Source organism: Sphingomonas sp. SP5 (genome assembly GCF_058313455.1).
Window position 1 is genome coordinate 79523 of the sequence record NZ_JBZFLF010000006.1, and the last position, 26582, is coordinate 106104.

The window sequence follows — 26582 nt, forward strand, 5'->3', positions numbered from 1 at the left end:
GCCGCTACCAAAGGATTCCCTTCACCGGCTTCAGCGGCGGCGGCGCTTCGTCGCCGATCGACTGGAGCAGATCGATCTCGATCGTCCGGCACATCGCCGACAGCGGCAGATCGTGGACGGTGTTGGCGAACGGATCGACCAGATCGTCGCCGATTGCCAGCACGGCGAGGAACATCAGGCCGGCGAGCGTCGAGCCGAGCGGCGTCGCGAAGCCCAGCGTCTCGACCAGGCCGATCGGCAGCAGCACGCAGAAGATGTGCACGAACAGCGAGGGCAGGAAGCGGTATTGGTTGGGCAGCGGCGTGTTCTTCAGCCGCTCCATGCCGCCTTGCGAATTGGCGATATCGACCAGCACCGATTCCATCTGCGTCTGCTGGATGGTGTCGATCCAGCCCTGGCGGCGCGCATCGTCGATGCGGCGGCCGGTGCCGTCGAGCAGGCCGTTGGCGATGTTGGTGCGCGCGAGCGACGGCGTCGCCTCGCCATGCGACAGGTAGCGCAGCACCTCGTCATCGACCGGCTGGCGTCGCAGCTGGCAGCGCAGCGCGTTCACATAGGCGATCTGGCGCAGGACGATCGTGCGCTTCAGATCGAGCGCCTCGGCGGGCAGGAAATTGCGCGCTTCGCGGCTGAGGTTGCGCGAGGCGTTGATCATCAGGCCCCACAGCGAGCGCCCTTCCCACCAGCGTTCATAGGCGGAATTGCTGCGAAAGCCGAGGAACAGCGCCAGCACCGAGCCGAAGAGGGTGAGCGGCAGCGACGGCGCCTTGAACGGCAGGACGTAATAGGTGACGGTGACCGCGACGTCCCAGACGAACAGGATGGTGAGCGGCTTCCAGACCTCTGAGATGATCTGGCGCAGGCGGGGGGTGGAACTGACGATCATGTTGCCTCTTTGTCGGACCGCGATGTAGCCGCTCAACTTATCCGTCGCGCAATTGCTGCGTTGCAAAACGTTGCCGTTCCGGACTTTATCCCCGGGACGGCGTACTTATCCGCCGACCAGCGCGCGGTCGCGCAGGCCGCGCCATATCTTCAGCGCCTGGACGGTGGCCGCGACATCGTGGACGCGGAGCAGCTGCACGCCCGCCTCCGCTCCCTTGAGGGCGAGGGCGAGGCTGCCGCCGAGGCGGGCCGTTACCGGTGCCTCGTTGTCGAGGGCGCCGATCATCCGCTTGCGGCTGGCGCCGAGCATGATCGGGCAGCCGAGGCCGTGGAAGATCGCCAGCCCGTTGATGAGCGCGAGATTTTCGGCGAGCGTCTTGCCGAAGCCGATGCCGGGATCGACGATGATCCGCCCGCGATCGATGCCGGCCGCGGCGACGGCGGCGATGCGCGCCTCCAGCCAGTCGAACACCTCGGTCAGGACGTCGCGATAGCCGGTGCGGGCGTGGCCGCCCTCCCTGGGATCGGGCGAGTGCATCAGGACGACGGGGCAGCCGGCGCGCCCCACCACCTCCAGCGCGCGATCGTCCCACAGCAGGGCGGAGACGTCGTTGACGAGGCTGGCGCCGGCAGCGAGCGCCGCCTCCATCACCGCTGCCTTGCGCGTGTCGATCGAGACGGGGGTGCCGCTGCGGGCGAGACGTTCGGTGACGGGGACGATGCGGGCGATCTCGTCGCCCTCCCACACCTGCGCCGCGCCCGGCCGTGTTGATTCGCCGCCGAGATCGACCAGCGCCGCGCCGGCCGCCGCCATGTCGACGCCGGCGGCGGCGGCGGCGTGCGGATCGGCATGGTGCTGGCCGCCGTCGGAGAAGCTGTCGGGCGTGACGTTGAGGATGCCGGCGACCAGCGGCTGGTCGAGGCGGAGGATGCGCTCGCCCAGGTGAAGCGGTGCGCGCGGTGCGGTGATCGCGGCGTGGAGGGCCTGGGCGCGGTCGCCGAGCGTGGCGACGTCCGTGACGGGCACGGTGCGGCGGCGGCCGTCCGCGATCACCTCATAGGCGGCGAACCATTGCAGGCCGCCGGCGAGGCGCGCGACCGTATCGTCGGCGTGGGTTACGGGCGTGTCGACGAACTGGACGGGGCGCAGGTGGAGGGTCATCGCCGGTGTGTCCCCGGTTGGGTCCAACATGGCAAGGCTTCAATCCTGCCCGGAACGGGGAGGTGGCAGCGAAGCTGACGGAGGGGGGCTTCCACAGGGCGATCTCGCTTGTGGAGAGCCCCCTCCACCACGCCTTCGGCGCGGTCCCCTCCCCGTGCCGGGGAGGATTTTAGGGTTGCGTGGCCAGGAGATACGTCTGGCGCAGCGTATCGATGGGCTGGAGCTTGCCTTCGCCCTCGTGGTGCCAGAAGGTCCAGCCGTTGCACGCGGGGGCGCCTTGCAGCGTGGCGCCCAGTTTGTGGATCGAGCCGGCGGCGCCGCAGTCGGACAGCAGGCTGCCGTCGGCGCGGACGGTGACGCGGAAGCGGCGCCTGGCGTCGGTGAGCACCGCGCCGGGCGTCAAATACCCGTTCTCGACCAGCACGCCGAACGCGACCTTGGGCTGCTGGCGCGGGCTCTGCATCGTCGACAGGGCCGATTCGTCGAGGGGGAGCGCCGCGGCGATCCGCTCCTGCGCGGCTTCGATATAATCGCCCTCGCGCTCGATGCCGATCCAGCGGCGCCCCAGGCGCTTGGCGACGGCGCCCGTCGTGCCGGTGCCGAAGAAGGGATCGACCACCACGTCGCCCGGCTTGGTGCAGGCGAGCAGGATGCGATACAGCAGCGCCTCGGGCTTCTGGGTCGGGTGGACCTTCACCCCGCCCTTCTTGAGCCGTTCCTGCCCGCCGCAGATCGGGAATTCCCAATCCGAGCGCATCTGCAACTCGTCGTTGAGCGTCTTCATGCTGCGGTAGTTGAAGGTGTATTTGGCGCCTTCGCCCTTTGCCGCCCAGATCAGCGTTTCATGCGCATTGGTGAAGCGGGTGCCGCGGAAGTTGGGCATCGGATTGGCCTTGCGCCAGACGATGTCGTTGAGGATCCAATAGCCGAGGTCCTGCACCGCCGCGCCGACGCGGAAGATGTTGTGATAGCTGCCGATCACCCAAATCGTGCCGTCATCCTTGAGGATGCGGTGCGCTTCCGCGAGCCAGGCCCGGGTGAAGGCGTCATAGGCGGCGAAGGTATCGAACTTGTCCCAATCGTCGGTGACCGCATCGACGTGGCTGCCGTCGGGCCGGAACAGCTCGCCGCCGAGCTGGAGGTTATAGGGCGGATCGGCGAAGATCATGTCGACCGACTTGTCGGGCAGCGCCCGCATCATCGCGATACAGTCGCCGCGCAGGATCGTGTCGAGCGGCAGCACCGGCGCCGGTGCCGGCGTCAGTCCATCCTTGCGCGCCGCGACCCGCGGCTGCCTGACCTTCTCGATAACCGACATCATGTCCCCCTTGCCCGCCTATTCGCGCCAAACACCGGACTCGCGTCAAGTCGGCAATGGTTAACGAGGGGAATTGCGATCGGGTTAACGCGGCCGGCCATGCCCTCTTGCGCGCAAGATATGGGGAGGCCGATTCGCGGGCTGCCCCCAGCCTTGGGGGTGTGACTCAAAAGACTCATGCCGGCGATTGGTGCGGGCCGACCGGGTGGAACAGCGGACCGGCGGCCGCATCGTGGGAATATGGCGGCGTGATTCGGGCAAAGGCGGCGGCGACGGGGGCGAAGCTGCGGCGGTGGATCGGCGTCGGGCCGTGCTCGGCGAGGGCGGCGAGATGGTGCTTGCAGCCATAGCCCTTGTTCGAATGCCAATGGTATTGCGGCCAGGTGGCGGCATGATCGAGCATCAGCGCATCGCGCGTATGCTTGGCGACGACCGAGGCGGCGGCGATCGACAGGCTGTGCGCATCGCCCGACACGATGGCGGTGGCGGGCCAGGACCAGCGCGGCAGGCGATTGCCGTCGACCAGCACATGGCCGGGATCGCAACCCAGCTTCGCGACCAGCGCCTCGACGGCGAGCGTCATCGCCTTCATCGTCGCCCAATAGATGTTGAGCGTGTCGATCTCGGCCGGCTCGACCACGCCGAGGCCCCAGACGGCGCGGGTCTGGATGAGACCGCACAGGCGCGCCCGCTCGGCGGCGGAAAGCTTCTTCGAATCGTCGATGCCGCGCGGAATGCCCCTGGCGGGCAGCACCACGGCGGCGGCGACCACCGGCCCCGCGAGCGGCCCCCGCCCCGCCTCGTCCACCCCGGCGACGGGGGGCAGGCAGGTCTTTTCGTGCTTCAGGCCGGGCATCGGGCGGTCAGTGCGGCAAAGGGCGTGACGCCCAGCGTGTGTCCCATGGGGCCATGCCCTGCGCCAAGGCCGGGGGCCGCGGCAAGCGCCGCCTGCACGTATGCGATGGCCCGCCCCACGGCGTCGGTGAGGTCCAGCCCTTCGGCGAGGCCGGTCGCGATGCCGCTGGCGAGCGTGCAGCCGGTGCCATGGCTGTGGCGGGTGACGATGCGCGGATGGGTCCAGACCGCCTCCGTCCCGTCGGCGGCGATCAACCGATCCTCGATCCGGTCGCCGTCGGCATGGCCGCCCTTGACCAGCAACGCCGCGCCCTTCGCGCGCACCGCCGCCTCCCCGCCGAGCGCGGAGAGTTCGGGCAGGTTGGGCGTGACGACCGCGGCGCATGCCATCAACCGGTCGAAGGCGGAGATCGTCGCTGCGTCGGCCAGCACCGAGCCGCTGGTCGCGACCATGACGGGATCGAAGACGATCGGCACGTCGAGCGCCTCGAGCAGGTCGGCGACCGCCTGCGCGGTGGCGGCGGAGCCGATCATGCCGATCTTCACCGCATCGATGCCGAGATCGTCGATCACGCTCATCATCTGCGCGACGACCATATCCACAGGGATGGCATGCACCGCCTGCACGCCCAGCGTATTCTGCGCGGTGATCGCGGTAATCGCGGTCATGGCGTGGCCGCCGAGCATGGTGACGGTCTTAATATCCGCCTGGATCCCGGCGCCGCCGCCCGAATCGGACCCGGCGATGATGAGGACACGGGGGATCATGGGTGGGTCCGGAAGTTGGCGAAGTTTACACTACGTGCGCGTCGGAATCGCCCTTTGCAGGGGGTTCGGGCGTCTGCGGTGGCGGGGGTTTGGCTGGTGGGGTGAGCCATGGTTTCCTCCATGGCACAAAGCGGGGGGCGTAGGACAGAGGGCTGATTGTTCGCGCGAAGACGCGAAGGCGCGAAGAGGCTGCGCTTGCGGCAGGTGTGGTCTTCATCCCCGTGTCTTGCGTTGGGCGTTGGAGAGAGCTGCCGCGGCAACGGGCGAGCGCTCTTTGCGTCTTCGCGTCTTTGCGTGAACCCGCCTTGGTCATCCCGGCGTTCGCCGGGATGACGGGAAGTGCGTCAGCTCTGGAAGCGGCGCCGGGTGTCCGCCGGGTGCGCCTTCAGCGTCTTGGCCGTGCGGGTGGGGCGGTCGAGGAGTTCGCCGCCGCAATGGGGGCAGCGTTCGTCGAGGTCGTCGGCGCAGGTCGTGCAGAAGGTGCATTCGACCGAGCAGATGAACGCGCCGGGGCTGTCGGCGGGCAGGTCGGCGCCGCAGCGTTCGCAGTCGGGGCGCATCGCCAGCATCAGGCGGCCGCCTCGCGCACCGCGTCGCAGATGCGGTCGACCAGCGTCTCGACCTGGCGGGCGTCGTCGCCCTCCGCCATCACGCGGATCACCGGCTCGGTGCCGGAGGGGCGGATGACGAGGCGGCCGGTGCCGGACAGTTCCGCCTCGGCAGCGGCGATCACCTGCTTGACCGACTCCGCTTCGAGCGGCTTGCCGCCCGAGAAGCGGACGTTCTTGAGCAATTGCGGCAGCGGCTCGAAGCGGTGCAGCACCTCGCTGGCCGGGGCGCCCGACCGCTTCAGTTCGGCGAGGACCTGTAGCGCGGCGACGAGGCCATCGCCGGTGGTGCCGTAATCCGACAGGATGATGTGGCCCGATTGTTCGCCGCCGACATTGTAGCCCGATCCGCGCATCTTTTCGAGCACGTAGCGGTCGCCGACCGCGGTGCGGACGAGGCCGAGGCCCTGCGAGCGGAGGTGCCGTTCGAGGCCGAGGTTGGACATGACGGTGGCGACGAGGCCGCCGCCCGCCAGCCGCCCGGCGCGTGCCCAGCCCGCCGCGATCGTCGCCATCAGCTGGTCGCCGTCGACCACCCGGCCCTTTTCGTCGACGACGATCAGCCGGTCGGCATCGCCATCCAGCGCGATGCCGATGTCGGCGCCCGACGCCACCACCGTTTCCGACAGCGTCTGCGGCGCGGTGGAGCCGACGCCGGCGTTGATGTTGGTGCCGTTGGGGATGACGCCGATCGCGACCACGTCGGCGCCGAGTTCCCACAGCGCCGCGGGCGCGACCTTGTAGGCGGCGCCGTTGGCGCAATCGATGACGATGCGCAGGCCGTCGAGGCGCAGGTTTTCGGGGAAGGTCGCCTTGGCGAAATGGATGTAGCGGCCCTGCGCGTCGTCGATGCGGCGGGCGCGGCCGATCTGCGCCGATGGGGCGAGCGGGACGTCACCCGAATCGGCGCCGTCGATCAACTGCTCGATGGTGAGTTCGGCATCGTCCGACAATTTGTAGCCGTCCGGCCCGAACAGCTTGATGCCGTTGTCGGCGAAGGGGTTGTGGCTGGCCGAGATCATCACGCCGATGTCGGCACGCATCGACTGGGTGAGCATCGCCACCGCCGGCGTCGGCAGCGGGCCGACCATGACCACGTCCATGCCGACGCTGGTGAAACCCGCGACCAGCGCCGATTCGAGCATATAGCCCGACAGGCGCGTATCCTTGCCGATCAGCACGCGATGCTTGTGGTCGCCGCGCTGGAAATAGGCGCCGGCCGCCATGCCGACCTTCATCGCCATCGCGGCGGTCATCGCGCCAGCATTGGTGGCGCCGCGAATGCCGTCGGTGCCGAAATATTTCCTTGCCATTGCCTGCGATCCGTTCCGCTATGCCGCTTCCGTCCGATCCCCGATGCGCCAAGGAACTCGATGTCGCAAGCCACCCGTATCCTGCTGGCGCTGGTCGCCGGCATCGCGCTCGGCATCACCGCGGTCGCCGCCGACCGGCAGGTGGCGCTGGCGGCCGTCACCGTCACCCAGCCGATCGGCGAGGCGTGGCTGCACGCACTCCAGATGGTGATCGTGCCGCTGATCGTCGGGCTGCTCGTCACCGGCATCGCCGCCACCGCGGAAGCGGCGCGGGCCGGACGGATCGCGGGGCGGGCGGTGGCGCTGTTCGTGGTGATATTGTGGTCGACGACGCTGATGTCGGCGGCGGTGATGCCGCTGCTGCTCGACCTGTGGCCGCTGCCGCAGGCGTGGTCGGCGGCGTTGCGCGCGGCGCTGACCGAGGTGCCGGCGACGGGCAAGGTGCCGACATTGGTCGATTTCTTCAACACGATCGTGCCGACCAACATCGTCGCGGCGGCGGCGGGGGATGCGTTCCTGCCGCTGACCGTGTTCACGCTCGCCTTCGCGTTCGCGATCACCCGGCTGGAGGCCGAATCGCGCGAGCGGCTGGTCGGGCTGTTCCGCAGTATCACCGATGCGATGCTGGTCATCATCGGCTGGGTGCTGCGCCTCGCGCCGATCGGCATCTTCGCGCTCGCCTATGGCGTCGGCGCGCGGACCGGCGCGGCGGCGTTCGGGGCGCTGGTCCATTACATCGTGCTCGTCTCGACGATCGGGTTCATCGTGATGCTGGCGGGCTATGGCGTCGCGCGGTTCGCCGGCGGGGTGCCGCTGGGGCGGTTCGCGCGCGCGATCGCGCCGGCGCAGGGGATCGCGGTGAGCACGCAATCCTCGCTCGCCTCGCTGCCGGCGATGCTGAAGGGATCGGAAGCGATCGGCGTCGCGCCGGCGACGGCGGGGATCGTGCTGCCGGTGGCGGTGGCGATCTTTCGCGCGACGAGCCCGGCGATGAACCTGGCGGTGGCGCTGTACGTGGCGCACTGGCTGGGGGTGGCGATCGGGCCGGGACAGCTTGCCGCGGGGGTGGCGACGGCGGCGATCACGACGATGGGATCGGTGTCGCTGCCCGGCACGATCAGCTTCTTCGCCAGCGTGGCGCCGGTCGCCTTCGCGATGGGGGTGCCGATCGAGGCGCTGGGCCTGCTGGTGGCGGTGGAGACGGTGCCGGACCTGTTCCGGACGGTGGGCAACGTGACGATGGATGTGGCGGTGACGAGCGTGGTGGGCAAATCCTCCCCGGCACGGGGAGGTGGCGCGCTGGAAGCGTGACGGAGGGGGGCTTCCACGGGCGATGGCGCTTGCGGAAGCCCCCCTCCACCGGCTGCGCCGGTCCCCCTCCCCGTGCCGGGGAGGATTTGCTTACTTCACGCCGTGCATCCACTTCTTGAGCGGCCAGGAGAGGATCAGCAGGACGATGCCGAGCCCGATCGCCCATTCGGCGATCAGGGTGAAGACGCCGTTGTAGGTGTCGAGGCTGACCTTGAGGTTGGTCACCTGTCCGCCGACCGTCTCGACGCTGGCGACCTGCGCGATCATGCCGGCGAAATATTGCGCGACGGAGATCGACAGGAACCACACGCCCATCATCAGGCCGACGATGCGGGCGATCGACAGCTTGGTGATCATGGAAAGGCCGACCGGCGAGATGCACAGTTCGGCAAGGCTGTGGATCAGGTAGAGGCCGGCGAGCCACCAGATGCCGACCTTGAAATCGGGGCCGACGAAGCTGCTGCCCCAGACGAGGAACAGGAAGCCCGCGCCGACGCCCATCAGGGCGATGCCGAACTTGACCGGGATCGACGGCTCGCGACCCGCCGCGGCGAGCTTCGTCCACATCGCCGCCATCAGCGGGGCGAACAGCACGATAAACAGCGCGTTGAACGTCTGGGTCTGCCCGGCCGAGATCGGATAGCCGAAGACGTGGAGATCGGTGTTGCGATCGGCGAACAGGGTGAGGCTGGAGCCCGCCTGTTCGAACAGGGTCCAGAACACGACGTTGAAGGTGATGAGCACCATCGCGGCCAGCATCATCTGGAATTCGGTGCGATTGCCCGCGACGAAGCTCCAGATGAGGATGCCGGGCACGGCGATGATGAAGGTGCCGAACAGCAATTTGCCCATCAGGGGAAGCGCCAGCACATAAGCAAAGATCGAACCTGCACCCGCGGTCGATTCCGCGCTGTTCATCAGGTTGACGAAGAGGAGGTAGAAGAGCGGCACGCCGATCAGCGCGGCGGCATAGATGCCGATCGTCCGGTTGGCGGGCTGGCCCGCAGGCTGTTCGCCATAGCCGTTGAGCCGGCCGCCGTCGAACTGCACGAGCATCCACGACAGCAGCATGCCGAGCGCGGCGAGGCCGAAGCCCGCCCACCAGCCCAGGCCATCCCACACGCCGGGGATGCCGACCGCGAGCAAGGGGCAGAGGAATTGCGACAGGAGCGAGCCGAGGTTGATGCCCATGTAGAAGATGGTGAAGCCGCTGTCGCGCCGCCGGTCGCCCTGCGCGTACAATTCACCGACCATGGTCGAGATGTTGGGCTTGAAGAAGCCGTTGCCGACCGACACCATGCAGAGCGCGATCAGCATCAAGGTGGTGTAGAAGGCGCTGCGTTCGCCATCCGAAGCGAAGCCGCCCTTCGCGACCGTCCGCTGCGGCTGGCCGTCGGCCCCGAGCAGCGCGACGGTGCCATCGTCGTTGCCCTTGATCGCGAGCTTCTGCGCGCCGTCGACGACATAGCGCGTCTCGACGCCGTTCACCCGTTCGACCGCCACCTCGTAGCGCTGGCCGTCGATCGTCGCATAGGGCTTGGCGGGCTGGCCGCCGAAGGCGAGCGTGAAATAGCCGAGCGCCATCAGGATCGCGCCGAACTTCACCGCCCGCTTGGAGCCGAGATACTGGTCGGCAAGGTAGCCGCCGACCAGCGGGGTGAGGTACACCAGCGCGGTATAGCCGCCGTACAGGCCGGTGGCGGCGCGATCGCCGAACAGGAAATGCTGCGTCAGGTAGAGCGTCAGCAGCGCGCGCATGCCGTAATAGCCGAAGCGTTCCCACATCTCGGTGGTGAACAGCCGGGCAAGCTGGCGCGGATGGCCGAACCACGTCTTTTCGGCCGCTGGATTGACGTGGCTGATGTCGGGCTCGAGGCGGTTGTCCGCCGTCGGAGTGTCGACCATTCGTTACGCTCCCTGATACGCCGGAGCTCGAACGGGCTCCCCGATGATATGGTATCAAGAGTAACGACAAAGCCGCGGCTGTAAATCCCGGGCGGCGTGGCTATGTGGCAGCCATGTTCAACGACACCGCCACGCCGCTATCGCTCCTCGCCACCCGCCGCTCGGGCAAACCGCGCGACCTCGCCGCGCCCGGCCCCGATGCGGAGCAGATCGCCCGGATGCTGGAGGTCGCCGCGCGTACCCCCGATCACGGCAAGCTCGCGCCGTGGCGTTTCGTGGTGGTGGAGGATCGCGACGCGCTGTCGCGGCTCATCACCGATGCCTATCGCGCCGAGCGGCCGCAGGCGGCGCGCAGCGAGATCGACTCGCTCGACCAGTTCGCCCGGCAGGCGCCGGCGCTGGTGGTGGTGCTGTCGTCACCGGTGCTGTCCAGCCATATCCCGCTGTGGGAGCAGGAATTGTCGGCGGGCGCGGCGACGATGAACCTGCTGCACGCCGCGCATGCGATGGGCTTTGCCGGCGGCTGGCTGACCGGCTGGCCGGCCTTTTCCACCGCGGTGCGCGATGCATTCGGTGCACCGCATGAGCGGATCGCGGGCTTCGTCTTCCTCGGCACGCCCGGTCGGCCACTGGACGAACGGCCCCGCCCGGACATGGCACGGATCGTCGCGCGCTGGCCCGATACGGGACGGGACTGAACGGTTGACGGTGGACCTTTCCGCCGGTTGCTGTATTAAGTCAGCATGACAGCGCTCAGCAACGAGGACAGCCCGGTCTATATCCGGCTGCGGGGAACCATCGCGGCGGGCATCCTGCGCGGCGATTATCGTGCCGGCGACCAGCTCCCCTCGGTCCGCGCCTTTGCCGCGGAACATGGCGCCAATCCGCTGACCGTCGCCAAGGCGTACCAGAGTTTCCAGGACGACGGCTATGTCGAGGTGCGGCGCGGGGTCGGCATGTTCGTGCTGCCCGGCGCGGCGGAAAAGCTGCGCACCGCAGAGCGGGCGAACTTCGTCGAGCACCAGTGGCCGCGGATCCGGGGATATATCGACCTGCTGGGCCTGGACGCAGCCGACCTGCTGGAGCGCGAGCGGGTCTGAAGACCGGTCCAAGTCGCTGGCGAAGCTCAACTGCGATTTACCCGACAACGGTTTCGTAACCGTCGCCGGTTCATCAAGCGGCATGGACCGCCGCTTTGCCGCTTTGACCGCCAGCTTGTCGGCGATGATGTTTGCTGGTGTATGGCTCGCCATGACACCGTCCGGCATCAGTCCGGCAGTCGATCTGCGTGAAACGGTCGCAACGGCGGCGCCGATGGAAGCAACATCCGTCTACTATCCTGGATGCGATGCAGTTCGGGCTGCCGGAAAGGCGCCATTGTTTCGCGATCAGCCGGGTTACCGGACCGAAATGGACGGCGACAGTGACGGGATTGCCTGCGAACCGCATCCCGTTGGCGCCTATCAACCGCGACGCCTTTCCCTGCGTTAGAAAAGCTCCAGCGATGCGACCTCGTCGGTGGTGAGGTCGATGCCGAACATCAGCGACATGCGCATGCGGTAGACGCGGGGATCGGTGATCTCGGCGACGGTGTCGTTGTCGCCGGCGCGGCGATGGTAGCGGCGGTCGGTGAGGCCGGCGAGGCCGTGCGGCAGGACGATGCTGGCGAGCGTCAGTTGCGTGAAGCGGCTCTGCGGTGCGGTCGACGTCCAGTGGTTGGCGAGCGCGAGGTCGGCGTCGAACACCGGCGCCTCGGTGAAGCTGTATTGCGGTTGCCAGCCCTCGCCGGTGCAGCGGCCGTCGGTGGAGCCGGCCTCGCCCTTGCGACTCAACATCCAGCCGTAGTCGGCGTGGCGTTCGAGGCGGAACCACGCGCCGTCGGGCGCCTCCGCCTCCCAACCGTCGGCGAGCGCCATCACCGGTGCATAGCTGCCGCCGAAGCCGGCGTCGGCGATCCAGTCCCGCCCGTCGATCGTCACGAGGCTGAGCGTGTGGGTGAGCGGCGGGGTGTCGGCCACGCCGAGCCAGACGCGGGCGAGCAGCGGGCGGACCTGGAAATCCAGCGCGGCGAGCGCGTCCATGAACAATCGGTTGTGTTCGAAGCAATAGCCGCCGCGGCGGGCGGTGACGAGCTTGGCGAAGACGCCGGCGGAATCGATGGCGATGCCGCGGCCGAGGCGGACGTCGAGGTTCTCGAACGGGATCGACAGGCGGTGTTCGCGCTGGAGCCGGCCGAGGCCCTCCGCATCGGGGGTGACGCGGGCGGGAAGGCCGATGCGGGCGAGATAGGCGTCGAGGTCGAACATGAGCGGGTCTCTACACGGGTTTCGGCGCGGAGGTAGGGGTTTGAGATCACGCCTCCCCGGCACGGGGAAGTAGCGCAGCGTGGCGATGTTGGGGGGGCAGCCAAGCGGCGTCATCGCTTGCGGCTGCCCCTCCACCACCCGGCTTCGCCGGGCGGTCCCCCTCCCCGTTCCGGGGAGGAGTGAGGGTCTATTCCTCCCCGGTACGGGGAGGTGGCGCGCCGAAGGCGTGACGGAGGGGGGCTTCCTCGGGTGAGTCGCCCGCGGACAGCCCCCCACCGGCTTCGCCGCGTGGCAGGTCGGATCATCCCCCGGATGATCCTCGAACGCGCGGGGCGCGTTCGACCTGCCGCGCCCTCCCCGTGCCGGGGAGGATTCAGGCGGCGAAGGCTTCGGCCGGGACTGCGTACAGCACCTCCGCGCTGGCGGTGGCGGCGGCCTTGAGGCCTGCGGCTTCGGGGACGATCTGGTCGAGGTAGAAGCGCACCGCGGCGCGCTTGACCTGGGTGGCCGCGTCGTCGCCGCTCGCGGCGCGCCCCTGCCGTTCCATCAGCCAGCCGCAGGTGGCGACCGCGGTCATCGTCAGGAAGGGGTAGCTCGCCGCCAGCTTGTCGTCGGCATCGGCGGTGGCGAGGCGGCGGGCGATGCCCTCCACCGCGTCGATCAGCGCGACGAGTTCGGGGTGCTGCGCCTCCGCGCGCATGTCGGCGACCAGCGCGGCGAAGGCGCCGCCGTTGTCCAGCGACAGCTTGCGGCCGACGAGGTCGGCGGCCTGAATGCCGTTGGTGCCTTCGTAGATCGGGGTGATGCGCGCATCGCGGAAATATTGGGCGGCGCCGGTTTCCTCGACATAGCCCATGCCGCCGTGGACCTGCACGCCGAGGCTCGCCACCTCGTTGCCGATGTCGGTGCCGTGCGCCTTGGCGAGCGGGGTGACGACCTCCAGCCGGTTCTTCGCCGCCGCATCGCCCAGGCCGGCGCGATCGACCTGGCCGGCGGCGTAATAGACTAGCGCGCGGGCGGCCTGGGTCTGCGCCTTCATGCGCAGCAGCATGCGGCGGACATCGGGGTGGTCGACGATGCGGATCGGCGCCTTGTCCGGCGAGCCGGCGCGTGCCGACTGGACGCGTTCGAGGGCGTAGCCGACCGCCTTCTGCGTCGCGCCTTCGGCGATCTGCACGCCCTGCAGGCCGACGTTCAGCCTCGCGTTGTTCATCATCGTGAACATCGCGCGCATGCCGCCGTGTTCCGGACCGATCAGTTCGCCGATGCAATCGTCATGGTCGCCGAAGGAGAGGACGCAGGTCGGCGAGGCGTGGAGGCCCATCTTGTGCTCGATCGACACGACGCGCACGTCGTTGAACTCGCCGGGCGTACCCTCCGCGGTCAGGCGGAACTTCGGCACGAGGAATAGGCTGATGCCGCGCGTCCCGGCCGGCGCTTCAGGGGTGCGGGCGAGGACAAGGTGGACGATATTGTCCGCCATGTCGTGGTCGCCGAACGAGATGTAGATCTTGGTGCCCTTGATCGCCCATTTGCCGTCGCCCAGCGGCTTGGCGGTGGCGCGGAGCGCGCCAACGTCGCTGCCCGCCTGCGGTTCGGTGAGATTCATCGTGCCGGTCCAGGCGCCGGTGGCGAGGTGCGGCAGATAGAGTGCTTGCTGCTCAGGGGTGCCGTGGTGAAGCAGCGCCTCGATCGCGCCGACGGTCAGCGTCGGGCAGAGCGCGAAGCCCATGTTGGCGCTGCCCAAGGTATCGAGCACCGCGGTCTGGATGGCGAACGGCAGGCCCTGCCCGCCGACCTCTTCCGGCACGCCGATCGTGCCCCAGCCGCCCTCGACGTAATCATGATATGCCTTGATGAAGCTTGCCGGCATGTGGACGCCGTCGGGCGACCATTTCGCGCCGACGGTGTCGCCCTCGCGGTTCAAGGGCGCCCATTCGCCGCTCGCGAACTGGCCGACGCCCTCCAGCACGGCATCGACCACGTCGGGGGTGGCGGCGGCGAAGCGATCGGTGGCGGCGAGTTCGTCGAGGCGGACGACATGGTCGAGCACGAAACGCTGGTCGGCCACGGCGGCGGTGAAGGACATCATTCTCTCCTGAAGCTTACCCCGATATAGGCCGCGACGATGGCCGATCCAAACCCGCGCATCTTACCCTACGGCATGGCCGCGATCGACGAGGCGGCGCGGCGAATCACCCGCGGGGAATGCGTCGCGGTGCCGACCGAGACGGTCTATGGCCTCGCCGCCGATGCCGGCGATGCGGCGGCGGTGGCGGGGATCTATGCGGCCAAGGGGCGGCCCGCCTTCAACCCGCTGATCGTGCATGTGCCCGACCTCGCCGCCGCCGAGCGGATCGCGATGTTCGATGCGGATGCGCGCGAGCTGGCGGCGCGGTTCTGGCCGGGGCCGCTCACCTTGGTGCTGCCGCTGCGCGACGATGCGGGGATCGCGTCGCTGGTGACCGCGGGGCTGCCGACGATCGCGCTGCGGGTGCCGCGGCATCGCGCGATGCAGGCGCTGCTGGCGGCGAGCGGGCGGCCGCTCGCCGCGCCGTCCGCCAATGCGAGCAACGGCATCAGCCCGACGCGGGCGGCGCATGTCGCGGCGAGCCTCGGCACCCGCGTGCCGCTCATCATCGACGATGGCCCTTGCGAGAGCGGGCTGGAATCGACGATCGTCGCCGGACGGACCATCCTGCGCCCCGGGCCTATCGCGGCGGCGGACCTGCCGTTCGCGGCGGCGCGGCGGCACGGGGATGCGGCGATCACCGCGCCGGGGCAGCTGGCGACGCATTATGCGCCGGCGAAACCGCTGAGGCTGAACGTGCGGGACGCCAGGCCGGACGAATGGCTGATCGGCTATGACTCTATAATAGGGGACGATACGCTGTCGGCCGACGGCGACCCGGTGGAGGCGGCGGCGCGATTGTTCGACGCGCTGCACCGCGCCGATGCGAGTGACCGGGCGAGGATCGCGGTGGCGCCGGTGCCGATGGAGGGCCTGGGCGAGGCGATCAACGACCGGTTGGCGCGGGCGGCGCATCGGTAGACGCCATATTGTTGCTGCCCCGTCATTGCGAGCGCAGCAAAGCAATCCAAAGCCGGACCAAGACGGCCTGGATTGCTTCGCTGCGCTCGCAATGACGGAAGCAGAGGGCTGGAATAGCCTGTCGATCACGTCGCGGATACGCCGAAACCCCCGGCGGCGCGAAGGCCGTCGGGGGTCTGGCTTGGCTCGTCCTTGGGGGGAAGAGCGCGGTCGGTGCCGGCGCCCTTGGGGGGCGACGCCGGACCGAGAGCGGTGGATTACTGGAGCAGCTTCAGCACGCCCTGCTGGCTCTGGTTGGCCTGGGCGAGCATGGCGGTGGATGCCTGGCTGAGGATCTGCGCCTTGGCGAGCGCGGTCGTTTCGGCCGAGAAGTCGGCGTCCTCAATGCGGCTCCTGGCATCGGACAGGTTGGTCGAGTTGGTCGTCAGATTGTTGACCACCGACTGCAGGCGATTCTGCGCGGCGCCCAGGTTGGCGCGGACGTTGTTCACCTTGCTCTGGAAGTTGTCCGTGAACGAGAGCGTCGCGGTGGCCTTCGAAGCCGAGCTGATGTCGAACTGCGCGGTCAGATCCGCTGCCTTTACCAGGATGGCGTTCGAACCGCCGGTTCCCGCCTGGAACACCTGGTCACCCGTGGTGAGCGTCTTGGTGGAACCGACGTCGGCCGCCGTTACGACCGCGCCGCCCATCGTGGCGCCTGCGGCGAAATCGTCCGCCGTTACGACGCGCGTTCCGGTGGTGAGAGCAGCAAGTGCGCCCGTGGTCGACGTCGCGACGTTAACCGTGCTGAGATTTCCGATGTTCACGTCGACCGTCAGCCCCGAATCCGCGCCGGTCTGAATGGTCGTCTTGATACCACCACCGGTCACACCCGCAGCAGCACCGGGAACCTGAGCCGCCGTTTCGAACAGCGAAACGCCGTTGAACTTGGTATTGGTCAGCGTGTCCTTGATCTGCGAGGTCAGCTGGGTGACTTCCGACTGCAGATTGGCGCGGTCGCTGGCGCTGTAGGTGCCCGAGGCCGACTGGACCGACAGTTCGCGGATGCGCTGCAGCATGTTGCTGACTTCGCCGAGCGCGCCTTCCGCCGTCTGCGCCAGGCTGATACCGTCGTTGGCATTGCGGATCGCCTGGTTCATGCCGCGAACCTGCGCGGTCATGTTCGAAGCGATGGCCATGCCGGCCGCATCGTCCTTGGCCGAGTTGATGCGCTTGCCGGTCGACAGACGCTCCATGGCGGTCGACAGGGCGCTGTTTGCCTGGGTGGACGCATTCGATGCACGGAGCGAGGCGATGTTGGTGCCGATGACGGTCATATGAAAATCTCCATTTGCTGCGGCGCTCCCCGCCGCCCCCAGAGCGGAGGGCCGAGCCGCCAAATGGGGAAACGGCAGGCATCGGGGCGGCTTTAGGAAAAAATGCGTGCGGCGCGGCAAGGTGGCGCCCCCCACTCCCCTATCCGCGCGCGCGTATCGCGGGCGTGGTGCGGGCGCGCGCGTGGTGCGGGCGACGCGCGCCCGGAAATATTTTGCCGGGCGGCAACCGCTTTAACGACGCGTTTACTCTCATTGCCGCATTGGGAAGCTGTCCTTGGGGGATAACCATGCGTTCGATTTTTCCTTCCGCTGCGGTCGTGCAGCGCAAATATGCGCTCGTCTCCGGGCTTCGCGCCCAGGGCTTCGGCGTCGGCTCGTTCGAATCGGGCCAGCCCGGCCCCGCCGACCTCTTCCTGGTCGCCGAGGGCGAGGTGCCGCCGGCACCGGCGCGCACCGTCATCATCGGTGATGGCGATGCCCGCCACGTCGTCCCCTCGCGCGACGGCCATCCGGCGCGAATCGCCTTCGGTGCGGCGGACGCGGCGGTCGGCAACGGCTTCGCCCGCGCGCTCGTCGCCGGTCCCGACATGCCGACCGCGGCCGACCCCGAGAGCCTGGCGCTGATGGCGCTTGCCGAGCGCGTCGCGCAGGCGGACATCACCGTGCTCATCAACGGACCGACCGGCACCGGCAAGGAGGTGCTGGCCCGCGCGATCCACAACAATTCGCCGCGCAAGGCCGGCCCGTTCGTCGCGATCAACTGCGCCGCGCTGCCGGAGACGATGCTGGAGGCGCTGCTGTTCGGCCACCAGAAGGGGGCGTTCACCGGCGCATCGAGCGGCGGCGAGGGCTTCTTCCGCGCCGCGGACGGCGGCACCATCCTGCTCGACGAGATCGCCGAGATGCCGCTGCAATTGCAAGCCAAGCTGCTGCGCGTGTTGCAGGAGCGCGAGGTGGTGCCGATCGGCGCATCCGTGCCGCAGCCGATCGACGTGCGCGTCATCGCCTGCGCCAACCGCGACCTCCAGGCCGAGGTGGCCGCGGGCCGCTTCCGCGCCGACCTCTACTACCGCCTGTCGGTCTTTCCGCTCAGCACCAAGCCGCTCGCCGAGCGGCCGCAGGATATCCCGGCGCTCGCCGCGACGATGATCCTGCGCCACGCCGGCAGCCGCGCGGTGGTGCCGTGGCCGACCGCCGAGGCGATCGAGACGCTAATCCGCCACGACTGGCCGGGCAACGTCCGCGAGCTGGAAAACGTCATCCAGCGCGCGTTGCTGTTCGCCGGCGACGACACGATCGAGGCGAGCCACATCGTGTTCGACCGGCCGATCAGCTTCACCTTCCAGCATCAGTCGGCGTCGGTGACGCCGCTGTTCGCGCCCGCCCCCGCCCCCGCTGCACCGGCCGAGCCCGCCACCTTGGGCAACGTCGTGCAGATGAGCGAATTCCAGGCGATCCGCGAGACGCTGGCGGCGTGCGGCGGCAGCCGGGTGGAGACGGCACGCCGGCTCGGCATCTCCGAGCGCACGCTGCGCTACCGCCTCGCCAAGGCGCGCGAGCAGGGTGACGACCTCGCCCGGCCGAGCATGGCGGCCTCGGCATGAGCGGGGTGTCGGGAGTCGGCGGCGCGATGAGCGTCGACCGGGTGATGCAGCTGCGCGCGCAGATCCTCGAACGCAACCAGGCACTCGCCCGGGCCAGCGCCACCGACAGCGCCGCGCCGACGCAGGGCACCAAGCCCGCGAGCTTCGCCGACACGCTGCAAGACGCGCTGAAGGACGTCAACGCCAGCCAGAACCAGGCATCGGCGCTGTCGGAAAGCTACGAACGCGGCGAGACGGTCGACATCGCCAAGGTCATGCTGGCGCGCCAGCAGGCCTCGGTCGGGTTCGAGGCGACGCTGCAAGTCCGCAACAAATTGCTGTCCGCCTACAAGGACATCATGAGCATGCCGGTGTAATCGATGAGCACTGCCCTCGCCACCACCACGCCCTCCGCCCTGCCGGAGAAGTTCGCCAACCCGCTGCTCCAGATCAAGGGCGTGCTCGCCCAGCCGGCGGTGCGCCGCAGCCTGCCGATGGCAATGCTGGTCGCGCTGATCGGCGCCGCCGCGCTCGCCTGGATGACGCTGTCGACGCCGACGCAGAAGACACTATTCACCGGGCTGAGCGACGCCGACAAGCAGGCGGTCACCGCCGCGCTGACGCAGGCGAGCATCAAGAGCCGCATCGACGAAGGCACCGGCGCGCTGACCGTCGACGAGGACCAGTTCAGCAAGGCGCGGATGCTGCTGGCGGGCCAGGGCCTGCCCAAGCAGGCACCGGGCGGCTATGCCATCCTCGACCAGCTGCCGATGGGCGTCAGCCGCGCCGTCGAGGGCGAGCGGCTGCGCCAGGCGCGCGAGACGGAGCTTGCCCGGTCGATCGAGGATATCGACGCGGTCGCCGAAGCGCGCGTCCACCTGGCGACGCCCGAGGCGTCGGTGTTCGTGCGCGACAATGCCGCGCCGTCGGCGTCAGTGGTCGTCAAGTTGCAGGGGGGCCGCGCGCTTAGCCAGGCGCAGGTGCAGTCGATCGTCAACCTGGTCGCCAGTTCGGTGCCGGGCATGAAGCCCGAAAGCGTGACCATCGTCGACCAGATGGGTGCGCTGCTCTCCAAGCCCGGCGGCGTCGGCGCGGACAACGGCAGCGATGCGCGGCTGGAGATGCAGCGCAAGACCGAGGACAAGGTGCGCCAGCAGCTCGTCCAGCTGCTCACCCCGCTGGTCGGGGCCGGCAACTTCACTGCCGAGGTGCAGGCCGACATCAACCTCGACGAGACGCAGGCGACCAAGGAAAGCTACGACCGCGCCGGTGCGCTGCGCGCGGAGACGGGCAATTGGACCGGCAATCAGGCGACGACGCCGGCGACGCCCGGCGGCATTCCGGGTGCGCTCAGCAACACGCCACCGCCCGCCAGCCAGCTCCAGACGCGGCAGCCCGCCAACGGTGCGAGCGGCGCGCCCGCCGCCGACCCGGCGCCCGTCGCCGGCGGCCCCGCCCCCAATCCCAACAAACAGAGCGACAGCTTCCAGCGCGCCTACGATCTGGGCAAGGAGGTGTCGGTGACGCGCCAGACGCCGGGTTCGGTCAAGCGCCTGTCGGTCGCCGTGCTGCTGCGCGATCCCGACAAGACCCGCCGCACCGCGATGGAGATCAACCAGATCACCGACCTGGTGAAGAGCGCGGTCGGCTTCGACCAGGCGCGGCAGGATCAGGTGACGGTCATCAGCCGCAAGTTCGCCGACACCAATACGGATGCCGGCCCGGCGTGGTACGACAACGCCTGGCTGCCGGTGCTCGCCCGCAACGCCACCGCGATCGTCATCGCCCTACTCGTCCTGCTGCTCGGCGTGCGTCCGCTCGCCAAGGGGCTGATGAAGAAGCGTGACGAGGCGGCAACGCCCGCGCTTGCCGCACCCGACGCCGCGATCGGCGGCGCCAATGCCGAGGGGATCACCGTGCACGAGCCGGTCAGCCTCGACCGGCTGGAAGCCTCGCAGACGGTCGACGACCGCATCGGCGCGGTGCGTGGCTTCACCCGCGACAATCCGGCGCGCGCCGCGCTCGCCATCCGCGACATGATAAAGGCCGACGCCAAGTGAACGCGCTTCCCCCCACCCGCAGCTATACCGGCGTCGAGCGCGCCGCGGTGCTGATGATGCTGGTCGGCGAGGACGAGGCCGCCGCCATCCTCCAGAAGCTGGACCCCGAGGAGGTGCGGCAGCTGGGTTCGGCGATGTTCGCGGTCGCCGACGTTTCCGAGCAGGAGATGGAGGACGTGCTCGACGATTTCGTCGGCAAGGCGCGCGAGCGCACCGGCGTGACCTTCGATCCGCGGCCCAAGATCGAGGCGGTGATGAACCGCGCGCTGGGACCGGAGAAGGCGGAAAGCGTGCTGGCGCGGATCACCCCGCCGGAGGCGAATTGCGAGCTGGAACTGCTCGACTGGCTGGACGCGAGCGAGATCGCGCAGATGATCGAGAAGGAGCATCCGCAGATCGCCGCGGTGATGATCGCCAACCTCGACCCCACCGTCGGCGGCCAGGTGCTGGAGCTGCTGCCCGATGCGGTGCAGCCCGATATCCTCCATCGCATCGCGCGGCTGGGGCCGATCAATCCCGATGCGGTCGAGACGCTGAAAGCGGTGCTCGCCAATCGCCGCGGCGGCGCGACGCGATCGGGCGGCAACGGCATGACGCTGGGCGGCACGCGCGAGGCGGCGAAGATCCTGCAAGGTGCGCGCAAGGCGACCGAACAGCGGGTGATGCCCAAGCTGTTCAAGATCGACAAGGACGTGGCGAAGGCGATCGAAGAGGCGATGTTCGTCTTCGACAACCTGCTCGACATGGACGACAAGAACCTCGGCACGCTCATCCGCAATGTCGACGGCGATATCCTGTCGCGCGCCCTCAAGGGCGTGGACGAGAATGCACGCGGCCGTTTCCTGGGCTGCATGTCGGCGCGTGCCGCCGACGGTATCCGCGACGAGATGGAGGCGCGCGGGCCGATGAAGCTCGCCGAGGTGCTGGAGGCGCAGAAGGCGATGATCGCCATCGCGCGGGGCCTCGCCAAGGACGGCACGATCGTGATGGGCGCGAGCGACGACGATTATGTCTGAGGCGTTCGCGCACGGCACCGCGCCGCTGCCGGCATCGGGGTTCGTGGCGGGCTTCGCCGCGCGGCACGACACCGCCGCGCACCTGCTCCAGGCCGCCTTCGCGCCGCCACCGGTCGGCTTCACCCCGCGCGACATGTGGGCGACGCTGGAGCGCGAGATGGCGGGCGAGGCGCGCGCGTCGGGACCCAAGCATTTCAGCCCCGCCGATCGCGGCGGCGACAAGCCGACGCAGGGCTGGGACCCGCTCGACGCCGATGCCGAGCCGAGCGGCTTCATCGATCCCGTCGAGACGGCGCATGCCGCGGGCTATGCCGAAGGACTGGCGGCGGCCGCGGCCGCGGCACGCGAGAGCGGCGACCGCGACCGGGCGCTGATCGCCGAACTGACGGCGGCGCTCGCCAACGGTCACCAGCTCGACCGCGACCGGATCGCGCACCAGTTGCGCAGCACGGTGCTGTTGCTGGTGAACAAGCTGGTCGGCGAATGCGGCGTGGCGCCCGCGGTGCTGAACGGGCGGATCGAGGCGGCGGCGGAATGCCTTGCCGATGCCAGCGAATCGGCGCTGCTGCGGCTCAACCCCGACGACCTGCCGCTGGTCGACGGTTCGCTGCCCAAGACGATCTTCGCGGCGGGCGACGCCAGCCTGGCGCGTGGCAGCTTCGTGCTCGAAAGCGCCTCGACCCTGGTCGAGGACGGGCCGGACCTGTGGCTCGGCCAGCTGGCCGAGGCGATCGACCGGGTGCCGGTGCCGCCGCTGGATGCGCCGGCATGCTGAACCGGTTCACCGCGGATTACCTGGAGACGCTGGGCGTCGCCGATTTCCGGCCGACGCCCAAGGTGTCCGGCCGGCTCGCCTCCTACGACGGATTGCTGATGGAGGCGGTCGGCCTGTCGCTGCCGGTCGGCACGGTGTGCGAGATCGGCGGGCATGGCGACACCAAGGTCGAGGCGGAGGTGATCGGCTTCCGCAACGGCCGCACGCTGTTGATGAACCTCGGCGGCCCCGCGGCGCTGCTGCCGCGCGCACCGGTGCGCCCCGTGGGCCCGCCGGGCGAGGCGGAGGTCGGCGCGGCGCTGCTCGGCCGAGTGGTCGACGGCGCGGGACGCCCGATCGACGGGCTGGGGCCGATCCGCGGCGCGGCCAAATGGCCGCTCGCCGGCAAGCTGCAATCGCCGCTGGATCGTGGCCGCGTGCTCGAACCGCTCGATGTCGGCGTGCGCGCGATCAACGGATTGCTGACGATCGGCCAGGGCCAGCGCGTCGGCATCATGGCCGGATCGGGCGTCGGCAAATCGGTGCTGCTCGGCATGATGGTGAAGGCGGCCAAGGCCGACGTCATCGTCATCGGCCTGATCGGCGAGCGCAGCCGCGAAGTCGCCGACTTCCTGGAAACCAAGGTGGCGGGCGCCGCCCGCGCGCGATCGGTGGTGGTCGCGGTGCCGGCCAACCATTCGCCGGTGCTGCGCATCCGCGGCGCGCTGCGCGCGACCGCGATCGCCGAAGCCTTTCGCGACGAGGGCAAGAAGGTGCTGCTCATCATGGACAGCCTGACCCGCGTCGCGCATGCCGGGCGCGAGATCGGGCTGGCGCTGGGCGAGCCCGCCTCCGCGCGCGGCTATCCGCCATCCGCCATCGCGATGCTGCCCAATCTGATCGAGCGCGCCGGCACCGACGTCAACACCGGCGGATCGATCACCGCGATCTACACGGTGCTGGCCGACGGCGACGACGGCAACGATCCGGTGGTCGATTCGGCGCGGTCGATCCTCGACGGGCATATCGTGCTCAACCGCCACCTCGCCGAGCGCGGCGTCTATCCGGCGATCGACATCGGCCCTTCGGTCAGCCGTGTGATGACCGATATCGCGCATGCCGATCACCTGCACGCCGCGCGCGTGCTGCGCCGGCACCTTGCCACCTACGAGGAGAACCGCGATCTCGTGCTGATGGGCGCCTATCGCCCCGGTGCCGATCCCGCGATTGACGCCGCCATCGCGGCGCATCCGGCGGTGATGGAATATATCAAGCAGGGTGCGGGCGAGACGGTGGGCCTGGCCGATGCCGTCGCCGAACTGACCGGCGTCTTCGGTGCCTGACGCGAAGAAGCTCGCGCGCATCCATCGCGTGCGGACGCTGCAACTGGGGCTGACCCGCGCCGAGGAGGTGCGGGCGCACGAGAAGTTCGCCAGCGAATCCAACCTTCACCGCCGCATCCAGGCGCTGGCCGATGCGGTGTCGCCGGCGCCCGATACGGTGGCGAGCGCCGCCTCGCTCGGGGCGCAGGCGCATTTCCGCGAGCGGCTGCACCAATCCTCCGCCGCCGCGCAGGCGCGCGTCCAGTCTGCCGAGATGTTCGTCAACCGCGCCGCCGAAGCGACGCGCGCCGCCAAGCGCGACCAGTCCGCGATCGAGAAGCTGCTGGACCGCGCCAGGATCGCCGCACTCGCCAAGGAGATGCGCGCGCTGGAGGAAACGCCGCCGATCTCCCCGCTGAAGGCAAAACGGCACGATCCTTGCTGATCGTCGGGAACAGAGATGTTCCGACGAGACGCCACGATGATCGATATCAGCTTCGCCTTACTGCCTACCGCGCCCGGCCAACCGGCCAAGGGCGCGTCCGCGGGCAGTGGCGAGCTGTTCGCCTCGTCGCTGCTGGCTGCGGTGGCGCCGGCCGACGCGGTGCCGGCGCCGAGCGAAGCCATCCGGCAAACGCTTGCCGCACCCGGCATGGCCCTGCCGACCGACGCTGCCGCCGCGGTCGATCCCGCGCTGGCCTGGTTGCCGGCGGTGAATATTGCGGTTCCTGCCCCGCTCGATGCGCCGGTGCCGGTGCCGGCGGTCGCGGCGGAGCTGCCCGACGCGCCTGCCACCGAACGGACGACGGTCGGCCTGCCGACGCCGATCGCCGCGGCGCCGCTGGCCCGGCCGGCGACGGCGGCTGTCGTCTCCGCAGCGGTTGCGCCCATTACGCCGGAACCGGTTGCTGCGGGCGCGGCGCCTGCGATGCCGATCCGGGGGGCGTCGGCACCAACGCCCGCGCCGCAGCGGCGGCCCGACGAGGCCCTGCCCCCGCCGGCCGGGACGATCGCGACCAACGATCCCGCGCCGAGCGAGGCGAGCACGCCGCCGTCACACGCCGCACCCACGATGAATGCCGCTGCCAAGCCGACGCAGCCGCGGCAGGCGCCGCGATCGGAAGTGGCCTCGCCTGTCGATGCCGAGCGCAGCACCGCACCGGTTTCGCCTCCGGATGTGCAGGCGGCCGCGCGGCCAGCCGACACTGCCGTAACGCCGCCGACCGCGGACGTGCCGCCTGCCCTGCCTGTTACGCCGCCGCTTCTCGCACCGGCGAGCGCAGCGGCCGTCATCGAGATCGCTCCGCCCGCCGAGACGCCGATCCGGACGAGGAGCGGCGAAGCGCGACACGCGTCGATGCGCGCGGCGAAGGATGTACAGCCGGCGCAGGTCGCCGCCTCGCAACCCTCTGCGCCGCAGGACGAGGCACCGGCCGAAACGGAACCTGCGGACATCGATGCAGGCGACGAGGCTCCGCTGCCGGTGCCGTTGTCAGCGCCGATGATCGACACGGCGGTCGCTCCGGCGACGATCGCGCCGCGTGATGCGGCGCCGCCGCCGGTACGGACCGGTGACACGACCAGAGCGATGGTGTCGCCCGCTGCCCCGCGGGCGCGAAGCGCCGCGCCGGTCATGCCAGCCCCGACCGTGCTGGCGGCGGATCCCGTGCAGCCGATGGCCGACGCTGCTGCGCCCGTGCGTCAGACCGCCGCGGTCGAGCGTAACGGGGCTATGACCGTGCCGGCGGATACCGCCGCGCCTGTTCCGTCGCCGACTCCAGCCACGGTCGCAGCGGCTCCGGCGATGCCGGCCGATGTCCTGGCGGCCACGACGGCCCCGACGCCAGCTCAAGTTGCGTCGGCGGCAGCCTCGCCCGATCGCGTCGCCGCGCCCCTGCCGTTCGTTCCGACGGACGGCAGCGCGCCGGCACCCGCACGGCCGGTCGCCGACACGCGCACGGCCCGGCCGGTGCGGGGCAGCGCGAAGGTGGCGGCCGCTGTCGACCAGGCGCCGTCTGCTGCCACTGCATCGCCGGTCGGCGCCGCTGCCGCGCCTCGTATCGCCACGCCAGCGCCTGCCATTGTCACCGCACCCGTGATCGCCGTCTCTGCGCCCGTCCCGGTCGCGCCGGTGGCGGCGGATACCCCGCAGGATGGCGACGCCGTAGCGCCAGCCGCAACGCCCGCCGTGGCGGCGCAGCCCCGCGCCTTCGTTCGCGAGGTGCCGGCCGCGGCGCGGCAGACGGTGGCGCTGGCTCCGCAGGCCGCAGCGCCGTTCCAGCCGGCGGCGGGCGTCACCGCCCCGGCGGCGCAGGTGTTCGGCGCGGCGATCCATGCCGCGCGCGGCAGCGACGAGCGCAAGCCCGCCGAGCCTGCCGAACTCTCGCCCGCGGCCGCGGCCGCACCGGTGGCGCTGCGCAGCACCGCCGCGGTCGCGGATCCCGCGCAGCCGGTGGTCGATACCCGGCAGCAGGCGTGGCCGACCGCGATGATCGATCATATCGAGCGGCTGCGCGATGCGGCGAACGCCAACGACACCCGCATCCGCCTGATCCCCGATGCGCTGGGGCCGATCGACGTCGCGGTGAAGACGGTCGGCGATGCGATCCACGTCCGCTTCGCGGCCCAGGATCCCGCCACGCGCGCGCTGATCGAGGACGCGCAGCCGAAGCTCGCCGCGATCGCCGAGGATCGCGGCCTGCGGATCGCGCAGACCGTGATCGAAGCCGCCCCCGCCGCGCCATCACAGAATCAGGCGCAGAACCAGCCGCAATCCGGCCAGCCTCAGGCGAACGGCCAGCAGCAGTCCGCGTCGAACGCCGGGCAGAACGGCGCCCCGGCCACGCAGGGCCAGTCCACGCAGGGCCAGTCCACGCAGGGCCAATCCGCGCAGGGCCAATCCGCGCAGGCGCAGGCCCAGTCCGGGCAGCAGCAGCCGCGCCAGCAACCCGCGCCCGCGCCGCGCCAGCCCGACCGGCCGGCACGCGCCCGCGCCGACACATCCGATGCCGCCAGCAACGGCCGCATCGCCTGACACCCCTAATCCTT

At 69.8% G+C, this 26582-nt stretch carries 24 protein-coding genes; 13 read left to right on the forward strand and 11 right to left on the reverse strand.

Annotated features, from left to right (window positions below):
* Positions 1-4 precede the first annotated feature (4 nt).
* From AC4GY7_RS14840 to glmM, 7 genes are all read right to left on the reverse strand, one after another.
* Positions 5-886 carry a bestrophin family protein gene (locus AC4GY7_RS14840; protein WP_443585205.1) on the reverse strand — a complete coding sequence of 294 codons (882 nt, stop codon included), beginning with the start codon at positions 884-886 and terminating at the stop codon, positions 5-7.
* Between the two features lie 105 nt (positions 887-991).
* Positions 992-2047 carry a dihydropteroate synthase gene (gene folP, locus AC4GY7_RS14845; RefSeq protein ID WP_491115501.1) on the reverse strand — a complete coding sequence of 352 codons (1056 nt, stop codon included), beginning with the start codon at positions 2045-2047 and terminating at the stop codon, positions 992-994.
* A 169-nt stretch (positions 2048-2216) separates the two neighbouring features.
* Complete coding sequence (locus AC4GY7_RS14850; protein ID WP_491115503.1) at positions 2217-3365, reverse strand: site-specific DNA-methyltransferase; 1149 nt, start codon at positions 3363-3365, stop codon at positions 2217-2219.
* Positions 3366-3540: 175 nt separating this feature from the next.
* The gene (rnhB, locus tag AC4GY7_RS14855; RefSeq protein WP_491115505.1) at positions 3541-4221 is read right to left on the reverse strand and encodes a ribonuclease HII; all 681 of its coding nucleotides are present in this window, start codon (positions 4219-4221) and stop codon (positions 3541-3543) included.
* On the reverse strand, positions 4209-4988 hold the full coding sequence (thiD, locus tag AC4GY7_RS14860) for a bifunctional hydroxymethylpyrimidine kinase/phosphomethylpyrimidine kinase (protein WP_491115507.1): 780 nt from the start codon (positions 4986-4988) through the stop codon (positions 4209-4211). The genes rnhB and thiD overlap by 13 nt, the downstream gene beginning before the upstream one ends.
* Positions 4989-5332: 344 nt before the next feature.
* On the reverse strand, positions 5333-5557 hold the full coding sequence (locus AC4GY7_RS14865) for a DUF1272 domain-containing protein (RefSeq protein ID WP_491115509.1): 225 nt from the start codon (positions 5555-5557) through the stop codon (positions 5333-5335).
* Positions 5557-6909: a phosphoglucosamine mutase gene (gene glmM / locus AC4GY7_RS14870; protein WP_491115511.1), complete on the reverse strand. Its 1353-nt coding sequence runs from the start codon at positions 6907-6909 to the stop codon at positions 5557-5559. Before glmM ends, AC4GY7_RS14865 begins: the two co-directional genes overlap by 1 nt.
* Positions 6910-6969: 60 nt before the next feature.
* Between glmM and AC4GY7_RS14875 the strand changes: the two genes are divergently transcribed.
* Positions 6970-8220 (forward strand): dicarboxylate/amino acid:cation symporter, encoded by a 1251-nt coding sequence (locus AC4GY7_RS14875; protein WP_491115513.1) that lies wholly within the window; start codon positions 6970-6972, stop codon positions 8218-8220.
* Between the two features lie 90 nt (positions 8221-8310).
* On the opposite strand, the gene AC4GY7_RS14880 is transcribed toward AC4GY7_RS14875, so the two are convergent.
* Positions 8311-10125 carry a peptide MFS transporter gene (locus AC4GY7_RS14880; RefSeq protein ID WP_491115515.1) on the reverse strand — a complete coding sequence of 605 codons (1815 nt, stop codon included), beginning with the start codon at positions 10123-10125 and terminating at the stop codon, positions 8311-8313.
* A 113-nt stretch (positions 10126-10238) separates the two neighbouring features.
* Between AC4GY7_RS14880 and AC4GY7_RS14885 the strand changes: the two genes are divergently transcribed.
* The 3 genes from AC4GY7_RS14885 (at position 10239) to AC4GY7_RS14895 (ending at position 11616) form a co-directional block, all read left to right on the forward strand.
* Entirely contained in the window at positions 10239-10823 is a 585-nt protein-coding gene (locus AC4GY7_RS14885; RefSeq protein ID WP_491115517.1) for a nitroreductase family protein, read from the forward strand.
* A 45-nt stretch (positions 10824-10868) separates the two neighbouring features.
* Complete coding sequence (locus tag AC4GY7_RS14890; RefSeq protein WP_491115519.1) at positions 10869-11225, forward strand: GntR family transcriptional regulator; 357 nt, start codon at positions 10869-10871, stop codon at positions 11223-11225.
* A gap of 82 nt (positions 11226-11307) precedes the next feature.
* Complete coding sequence (locus AC4GY7_RS14895; protein ID WP_491115521.1) at positions 11308-11616, forward strand: excalibur calcium-binding domain-containing protein; 309 nt, start codon at positions 11308-11310, stop codon at positions 11614-11616.
* Here the strand turns inward: AC4GY7_RS14895 and AC4GY7_RS14900 are convergent.
* Positions 11613-12431 (reverse strand): arylamine N-acetyltransferase family protein, encoded by an 819-nt coding sequence (locus tag AC4GY7_RS14900; RefSeq protein ID WP_491115523.1) that lies wholly within the window; start codon positions 12429-12431, stop codon positions 11613-11615. The two genes, AC4GY7_RS14895 and AC4GY7_RS14900, sit on opposite strands and share 4 nt — an antisense overlap.
* 373 nt (positions 12432-12804) lie before the next feature.
* Entirely contained in the window at positions 12805-14523 is a 1719-nt protein-coding gene (locus tag AC4GY7_RS14905) for an acyl-CoA dehydrogenase family protein (RefSeq protein ID WP_491115525.1), read from the reverse strand.
* Positions 14524-14559: 36 nt separating this feature from the next.
* Here AC4GY7_RS14905 and AC4GY7_RS14910 point away from each other — a divergent pair, with 36 nt between their 5' ends.
* Positions 14560-15483, forward strand: a complete 924-nt coding sequence (locus AC4GY7_RS14910; RefSeq protein WP_491115527.1) for an L-threonylcarbamoyladenylate synthase — start codon at positions 14560-14562, stop codon at positions 15481-15483.
* A gap of 257 nt (positions 15484-15740) precedes the next feature.
* Here AC4GY7_RS14910 and AC4GY7_RS14915 read toward each other — a convergent pair whose 3' ends face one another.
* Positions 15741-16799: a flagellin N-terminal helical domain-containing protein gene (locus tag AC4GY7_RS14915; RefSeq protein ID WP_491115529.1), complete on the reverse strand. Its 1059-nt coding sequence runs from the start codon at positions 16797-16799 to the stop codon at positions 15741-15743.
* A 287-nt stretch (positions 16800-17086) separates the two neighbouring features.
* On the opposite strand from AC4GY7_RS14915, the gene AC4GY7_RS14920 reads away from it, so the two are divergent.
* The 8 genes from AC4GY7_RS14920 to AC4GY7_RS14955 are packed head-to-tail and all read left to right on the forward strand — an operon-like array spanning position 17087 to position 26568.
* A complete protein-coding gene (locus AC4GY7_RS14920) occupies positions 17087-18403 on the forward strand; it encodes a sigma-54 interaction domain-containing protein (protein ID WP_491115531.1) in 1317 nt (438 codons plus the stop codon).
* On the forward strand, positions 18400-18759 hold the full coding sequence (gene fliE, locus AC4GY7_RS14925) for a flagellar hook-basal body complex protein FliE (RefSeq protein ID WP_491115533.1): 360 nt from the start codon (positions 18400-18402) through the stop codon (positions 18757-18759). The genes AC4GY7_RS14920 and fliE overlap by 4 nt, the downstream gene beginning before the upstream one ends.
* 3 nt (positions 18760-18762) lie before the next feature.
* A complete protein-coding gene (gene fliF / locus AC4GY7_RS14930; protein WP_491115535.1) occupies positions 18763-20442 on the forward strand; it encodes a flagellar basal-body MS-ring/collar protein FliF in 1680 nt (559 codons plus the stop codon).
* Positions 20439-21458, forward strand: coding sequence for a flagellar motor switch protein FliG (fliG, locus tag AC4GY7_RS14935; RefSeq protein WP_443585185.1), 1020 nt, complete (start codon positions 20439-20441; stop codon positions 21456-21458). The genes fliF and fliG overlap by 4 nt, the downstream gene beginning before the upstream one ends.
* The gene (locus AC4GY7_RS14940; RefSeq protein ID WP_443585184.1) at positions 21451-22233 is read left to right on the forward strand and encodes a FliH/SctL family protein; all 783 of its coding nucleotides are present in this window, start codon (positions 21451-21453) and stop codon (positions 22231-22233) included. The genes fliG and AC4GY7_RS14940 overlap by 8 nt, the downstream gene beginning before the upstream one ends.
* Positions 22227-23555 (forward strand): FliI/YscN family ATPase, encoded by a 1329-nt coding sequence (locus AC4GY7_RS14945; protein ID WP_491115538.1) that lies wholly within the window; start codon positions 22227-22229, stop codon positions 23553-23555. The genes AC4GY7_RS14940 and AC4GY7_RS14945 overlap by 7 nt, the downstream gene beginning before the upstream one ends.
* Positions 23548-23979, forward strand: coding sequence for a hypothetical protein (locus tag AC4GY7_RS14950; RefSeq protein ID WP_491115540.1), 432 nt, complete (start codon positions 23548-23550; stop codon positions 23977-23979). Before AC4GY7_RS14945 ends, AC4GY7_RS14950 begins: the two co-directional genes overlap by 8 nt.
* 36 nt (positions 23980-24015) lie before the next feature.
* On the forward strand, positions 24016-26568 hold the full coding sequence (locus AC4GY7_RS14955; protein ID WP_491115542.1) for a flagellar hook-length control protein FliK: 2553 nt from the start codon (positions 24016-24018) through the stop codon (positions 26566-26568).
* Positions 26569-26582 lie beyond the last annotated feature (14 nt).

Excerpts from the sequence above, each read along its gene's own strand:
- AC4GY7_RS14900 (WP_491115523.1), bottom strand. The coding sequence starts at position 12,431 with ATGTTCGACCTCGACGCCTATCTCGCCCGCATCGGCCTTCCCGCCCGC.
- AC4GY7_RS14885 (WP_491115517.1), top strand. The coding sequence starts at position 10,239 with ATGTTCAACGACACCGCCACGCCGCTATCGCTCCTCGCCACCCGCCGC.
- rnhB (WP_491115505.1), bottom strand. The coding sequence starts at position 4,221 with ATGCCCGGCCTGAAGCACGAAAAGACCTGCCTGCCCCCCGTCGCCGGG.
- folP (WP_491115501.1), bottom strand. The coding sequence starts at position 2,047 with ATGACCCTCCACCTGCGCCCCGTCCAGTTCGTCGACACGCCCGTAACC.
- AC4GY7_RS14940 (WP_443585184.1), top strand. The coding sequence starts at position 21,451 with ATGTCTGAGGCGTTCGCGCACGGCACCGCGCCGCTGCCGGCATCGGGG.
- AC4GY7_RS14890 (WP_491115519.1), top strand. The coding sequence starts at position 10,869 with ATGACAGCGCTCAGCAACGAGGACAGCCCGGTCTATATCCGGCTGCGG.
- AC4GY7_RS14905 (WP_491115525.1), bottom strand. The coding sequence starts at position 14,523 with ATGATGTCCTTCACCGCCGCCGTGGCCGACCAGCGTTTCGTGCTCGAC.
- AC4GY7_RS14910 (WP_491115527.1), top strand. The coding sequence starts at position 14,560 with ATGGCCGATCCAAACCCGCGCATCTTACCCTACGGCATGGCCGCGATC.
- glmM (WP_491115511.1), bottom strand. The coding sequence starts at position 6,909 with ATGGCAAGGAAATATTTCGGCACCGACGGCATTCGCGGCGCCACCAAT.
- AC4GY7_RS14850 (WP_491115503.1), bottom strand. The coding sequence starts at position 3,365 with ATGTCGGTTATCGAGAAGGTCAGGCAGCCGCGGGTCGCGGCGCGCAAG.
- AC4GY7_RS14915 (WP_491115529.1), bottom strand. The coding sequence starts at position 16,799 with ATGACCGTCATCGGCACCAACATCGCCTCGCTCCGTGCATCGAATGCG.
- AC4GY7_RS14840 (WP_443585205.1), bottom strand. The coding sequence starts at position 886 with ATGATCGTCAGTTCCACCCCCCGCCTGCGCCAGATCATCTCAGAGGTC.
- fliE (WP_491115533.1), top strand. The coding sequence starts at position 18,400 with ATGAGCGGGGTGTCGGGAGTCGGCGGCGCGATGAGCGTCGACCGGGTG.
- AC4GY7_RS14875 (WP_491115513.1), top strand. The coding sequence starts at position 6,970 with ATGTCGCAAGCCACCCGTATCCTGCTGGCGCTGGTCGCCGGCATCGCG.
- fliF (WP_491115535.1), top strand. The coding sequence starts at position 18,763 with ATGAGCACTGCCCTCGCCACCACCACGCCCTCCGCCCTGCCGGAGAAG.
- AC4GY7_RS14865 (WP_491115509.1), bottom strand. The coding sequence starts at position 5,557 with ATGCTGGCGATGCGCCCCGACTGCGAACGCTGCGGCGCCGACCTGCCC.
- AC4GY7_RS14955 (WP_491115542.1), top strand. The coding sequence starts at position 24,016 with ATGATCGATATCAGCTTCGCCTTACTGCCTACCGCGCCCGGCCAACCG.
- AC4GY7_RS14895 (WP_491115521.1), top strand. The coding sequence starts at position 11,308 with ATGGACCGCCGCTTTGCCGCTTTGACCGCCAGCTTGTCGGCGATGATG.
- AC4GY7_RS14920 (WP_491115531.1), top strand. The coding sequence starts at position 17,087 with ATGCGTTCGATTTTTCCTTCCGCTGCGGTCGTGCAGCGCAAATATGCG.
- thiD (WP_491115507.1), bottom strand. The coding sequence starts at position 4,988 with ATGATCCCCCGTGTCCTCATCATCGCCGGGTCCGATTCGGGCGGCGGC.
- AC4GY7_RS14880 (WP_491115515.1), bottom strand. The coding sequence starts at position 10,125 with ATGGTCGACACTCCGACGGCGGACAACCGCCTCGAGCCCGACATCAGC.
- AC4GY7_RS14945 (WP_491115538.1), top strand. The coding sequence starts at position 22,227 with ATGCTGAACCGGTTCACCGCGGATTACCTGGAGACGCTGGGCGTCGCC.